The following is a 4,897-nucleotide window of genomic DNA, read 5'->3' as shown; positions in this document are numbered from 1 at the left end:
CCCGGCGGCATGCCGGCCGGTGCGGACCACGCGGCGAGCAATTGTTGCGCGAGGAACGCCGGCTCGGTGCGCGCGGGTTCGGCCAGCATCAGGTAGGCCTTGAGCGCATCGTAGCCGCGCTGGAGGGTGTCGCCGTCGTGCACGCTGTCGTCCGGCAATTCGCCGAGGTCGGTGAGGACGAGGCCGAGCATGCGTGCGGCCGGGCGTTGCAGGTTGCGCTCGCTGACGATCCGGTAGGGCTGCCAGAGCGCCGCGAGCACGTCGTCCAGGCGCGACAGGCCGGCGCGCAGGTGCCACGGCGCGCCATGCGCCTGGCGGTATTGGAGCATGACGATGGTCTGCTGCAAGGCCAACTGGGCGCGCAGGGCGTTGGCCGAGCCGGGCGCGGCTTTGAGCGCGACGCCGGCGATGGTGCGCGCGTGCGAAACCAGTTGCCGATTGCCGGCGAACGAGACGATCAAAGCCACGCACCATGCGATGGCGGCCACCGTGATCAGCGTGGCGAGCGCGTTAGGCCAGTGGAAGCCGATGCGTTTGCCGCGCAGCCGGTGTGCGATGCCGCCGATATGCTGCCAGGTGGGTTGCATCGATGGCGGTTGCCGCAGAGGCAGTCCTTCGTATGAGTCGGCATTGGGCTCGAGCTCTGCCACACCGCCCAACGCTGCGGGTCCCGCAAACACCGGCGCGAACATCACGCCTTCCAAGGGTGCGCGCAGCCACTTCGAGGCCGTCAGCGCTTCCCAGCCCTTGACAATGCGCTCACGCTGCTCGCCGATGTACGCCGACACCTGCGCGAGGTACGGCATGCGATTTGTCTCGCCGCACAGCCACACGCCACGCGTGCCCGCGTGCAGTTCGAGCGTGGTGAGCTGGCGCGCCAGTGCATCGGCGCAATCTTGCGCCGGGCGTCGGCCTGAACCCGAAATGAAGGCGCCGATGGCCTGGAATGCCTCGGGTTGTCTGCCAGTCGTCGGCACCGGATGCAGGAGCGTCACCGGCGCGGCCCAGCCCAGGTCGGTTGCGATGGCGGCGAGCGTGCGTGGGAGTTCGCCATCGGTGGGGCTGGGGCGGTCGGCGCGCATGACCTGGATCACGGTGTCGACCGGCCGGCGGCGGCGCAGGCGGCGGATCTGCGAACGCCAGGTGCCGGCGTCGATGTCTTGCGGGGCCGCATGCAGCAGTACGGCGTGCTCGGTCAGGGCGAAGCCTGTCTGGCGCAGGCCCGGCGCGACGGCCTCCGTCAGCGCGTCGTCGCCGGTGACGAGCAGCCACGGAAGGCGGTAACGCCAGCAGTAGCCGTGCTGGAGGCGAAGTTCGTCGCGCAACACTGTCAGCCGCATATCGTGTTTCGGCACTTTGGCGGTATTCGCCCCGGCGGAGCGACTCCTGTCCTGCAGGCGAAACACCGAACCCATCGCTCGATACGCGCCGGCTCGTGAAGCAGCGGCGTGCAAAAATAGCAGGCCGATCACCCCACTCAGTATCCACAACGACGCCGTTTTTTGTGCCTCGACGTTTGGCGCATTGACGACGTCACCCTTGATCCAGACCACCGCAAGCGCGAACGCCGCAACGATCATTGCAAGCAAAGCAAGACCCCATACTGCGATTGGTTTGCCATCGGGTGGCGGGGCGACGACCTCAGCCCGCGTGTTGTTCGGTTCGATATTCATGCGAAGGTTGTTTGTGGGCGTACAGAACTGCCATTTGGATGTTCTCTGCGCGAGTCATGACGAGTTGGGGGCCATCCGTACCGGATTCGACCGCTGCGGCAACCGATAACCAGCCGGCAGCGACGCCGGCATGACCCAATGCATGATCGGGCAGATGCTTTGCCTCCTGACTGGAAAGGCCCGCTAGCCCGATATCCCTGAACGTACCGGCGAGAAGCCTGTTCTCGTCAGCATGGAATCCTGTCATCCATACGTGTTGCACCGTATCGGCGTCGGCTTTGCCCCAGCAAACGGCAGTTGCGAGTCCATCGGCCATCGTGCCCGGATCCGCCGTCACCGGACGATGCAGGGTGGCGCAAGGTCCGATCGAGTCAGGTAACTGCAACGACGGCCGGGCAAGCAAAACGGCAACCCCGCCTTCCGTGCTGTCGGCTGGGGGTACGTCGCGCAGTTGCGCCGCAATAAGCAGTACTGGCCGCGATGCGCCGCCGTCGAGCCAGGCATCGGCGAGCATGAGTCCCTGCGAAGCGGGTGCAATCTCGCAATCCAGCGACGGCAAACCGCAAGCGTTGATCACCGCGCGCAGCGGTTCAAGAGGGTCCGGTGTGACACTCGTCGCGTCGGTGACAAGCCGAACCTTCGGCAAGTGTCCCGATCCGGTTTGCGACAGATCGCGCAGCACCTTGACAAGCGGTACCAGCAGATGGGCGTAGAGATTGCCGTGTGGGGTCAGAGGCACCTGTTGCAGCACTTTGGCGAGCAGCGGGTCAACCTGCCCGCTATCCGGTTCCGCGTCCGGCAGGCGCGTATGCCGCACGACTGCGCTGCTATCGCGTAGCGGTTGGGCCCTGAGCACGGCGGGGCCGTCCAGGATCGTTTGCGCAAGCGCCTGTCCTTCGAGCGGAAACCGGTATGAATAAGCCAGAACGTGTAATGGCTGTTGCCCACGCTCGATCAGTTCGTGACGACGATTTTCCCAATGTTGGTTGTAGTACAACGCGTGCAGGTATTCGGTCTCGTAAGCCGCGCGGCGCAAACCTAGCAGAACCAGAAACACCGCGTTTGGCGCACCGATCATCCACAGCCAGAACCATGCCCCGCTGGCCGGCGATCCATTCGGCCAGAGCAACAGCACAAGCGTTGCACCGATGATGCAACATCCCGCCCACGCGAGCAGCCACCTGCGAAACTGTGGCCCATGCGCCGGATACGGGCGCGGTGGCCCGATTTGTGAAAGATCAATCGGCATCGTCAGGTCCGATATGCATGTGCCATCAGCAATGAGCGATCACGGACGGCCTTCACACCCTGGCGCCAGCCGTGACGGGCTCTGTGGTAGGCCGCCTTGCACGCATCCATCATCGAACGCATTCCCGTCATGCCTCGGAAAAGGAATCGGTTTGCGAGGCGATCAGAACGGGATAGGGGTGGCAGTTGCAAAGACACAGGTCGCCGGCAAGCGCCGCTTCGCGTCCGTCGGCGCCCATGTTCGACGAACGAGGGCCCGTGCACCCGATCCGGCCGTAAGTCTTGCACTGTGGACACCACACCGGATCGTTTTCGTACGCCGCCACCCGGCCATCGAGCAGATCGTTGCGCAACGGCGTCTCCACGACACCGTCAACATCGGTCTTGTCACCGTTGCGGATATAGGGACGTCGGATCATTGGCTTTCCCCGAATAGTGGGATGGGTTCGACAGAAATCGTGTCTGGGTCGACGAGGAAGGTCGCAAACGTTGGATGATTCATGTTCATACGGCGTGTCAGAAAGACCGCTTCTTGAGCGTGTAGGCGTACAGGCCATACTGCGTGTTCGTTTCGGGATCGAAATATCCCCCTTGGATGACCTTGTCGTTGGTCTCGCGCCATGACTTGCCGAAGTCGGTGCTGATCAGGGTGTAGTCGTGGGATGCGCCGGCACGCCGGCGGTCGGTCGCATAGACCAGCAACACGCCGCGTTTGCCGACATCCAGTCCGTCAACCGAGAGCCGGTCGTCGAAGGTGTGCAATTGCTCGACCCTGGGCTGCGGGTAACTCACCCAACTCGAAAGGACGCCAGGGCGATGCCCCTTGTCCTCGCGATCGGCCCGGTTGCGCGGCGCGCCCAGGCGCGAAAGCGCATAGATGGAGTAACGGCCCGTCGTCTCTTGTGACGATTGCAAACCGACCACCACCTGCTGCGGCAGCACGACATCCAGTTCGAAATCCTGTTGGTCCCGGGCCAGCCGATAGACCACGCTCGAGGCTTCGTGCTCGCCCAGTTGCCCAACGTAGTACGCCACCCGCAGCGTGCCGTCCGGGCCCAGGTCGACCGCCTCGAACTTCTTGCGCGGTTGTAGCGCGTTTCTAGCCTGCGGCGGCACCTTGATTTCCTGCCACGATTGGCCGCCGTCGGTGGTGCGCCACACGTGCGGTCCCCAGCCGATCGCATAGCCGCGCATCGGATCGAGGAATAGCAGGCGATCAATGTCCTGGAGCTCCGGCCAGCTCAACTGCGCCCACGTCTTGCCGCCGTCCTGTGAGCGCCAGAGCTTGGTGATTTGTGGCTTCAGCACATCTTTCCGCACCGGCGCTTTGTAATCCAGCCACCCCGTGCTCACGTACAGCGTGCGCCAGTCCTTCGAATACCACCACGCGCCGGTCTGTCCGCGCTGCTCGAACACGCGGGTCAGATCGCCATCGAGTGTGCCACGCAGGAGTCGAACTTCCATACGATTCAGTCGTTCGGCAGAGATGTACATCCAAGGCTCGGTTGGCTCCGCAACTTCCGGATTTTTGCGTTCGCTTTTCGGCTTGAACTTGATTTCCGGTCCCACGATCTTGAGCGATATCACATCGTTATTGCGAATACGAAACGCTCCGCCGCCATAGGGTTTATCGTTTTTCCCGTAGGTCATCGTGACGGTTTCCCAGCTTGGTGTCATGCTCTGATATCCATAGACAGTTGCAGCGAGCGCGATGATCGCGCCAATGATGAATTTCCAGCGTCGTGGGCGAGTCATGGTCATTTCGCCAGCAAGCGGCCGAGGGCGTGACCAACCGGATCGCCCATCTCGGCTTTCGTGGCGTCCCATACCTCGCCTACGGCAGTTATCACGTTGCTCACTTTCTTCTTGGCAACCCGCGCACCGCTTTCCACCGCCTGATCCCAGGTACGACCGTCCGTCCATTCCTGGAGGTTCGGCTGTTGCCCGATTTTGTTCAGGTCCGAGATCGGCAGATC

The 4,897-nt window shown here is 63.3% G+C and carries 4 protein-coding genes and 1 pseudogene; all 5 read right to left on the bottom strand.

Annotated elements, in window-relative coordinates:
* Nucleotides 1-1,673 (bottom strand): ImcF-related family protein (locus PTE30175_RS27870; protein WP_224789011.1); only part of this gene is annotated, 1,673 nt, incomplete at its 3' end.
* Nucleotides 1,642-2,922, bottom strand: coding sequence for a hypothetical protein (locus PTE30175_RS27865; protein ID WP_150700316.1), 1,281 nt, complete (start codon nucleotides 2,920-2,922; stop codon nucleotides 1,642-1,644). The genes PTE30175_RS27865 and PTE30175_RS27870, both read right to left, overlap by 32 nt.
* 127 nt (nucleotides 2,923-3,049) lie before the next feature.
* Nucleotides 3,050-3,340 (bottom strand): PAAR domain-containing protein, encoded by a 291-nt coding sequence (locus tag PTE30175_RS27860; protein WP_338044484.1) that lies wholly within the window; start codon nucleotides 3,338-3,340, stop codon nucleotides 3,050-3,052.
* A 97-nt stretch (nucleotides 3,341-3,437) separates the two neighbouring features.
* Nucleotides 3,438-4,598 (bottom strand): WD40/YVTN/BNR-like repeat-containing protein, encoded by a 1,161-nt coding sequence (locus tag PTE30175_RS27855; protein WP_150700317.1) that lies wholly within the window; start codon nucleotides 4,596-4,598, stop codon nucleotides 3,438-3,440.
* A gap of 80 nt (nucleotides 4,599-4,678) precedes the next feature.
* A pseudogene (locus tag PTE30175_RS28415) lies at nucleotides 4,679-4,897 on the bottom strand (hypothetical protein); the annotation flags it as partial.

This window comes from Pandoraea terrae, from assembly GCF_902459695.1.
GTDB lineage: Bacteria > Pseudomonadota > Gammaproteobacteria > Burkholderiales > Burkholderiaceae > Pandoraea > Pandoraea terrae.
This window is presented reverse-complemented; position numbering and strand designations above follow the sequence as displayed.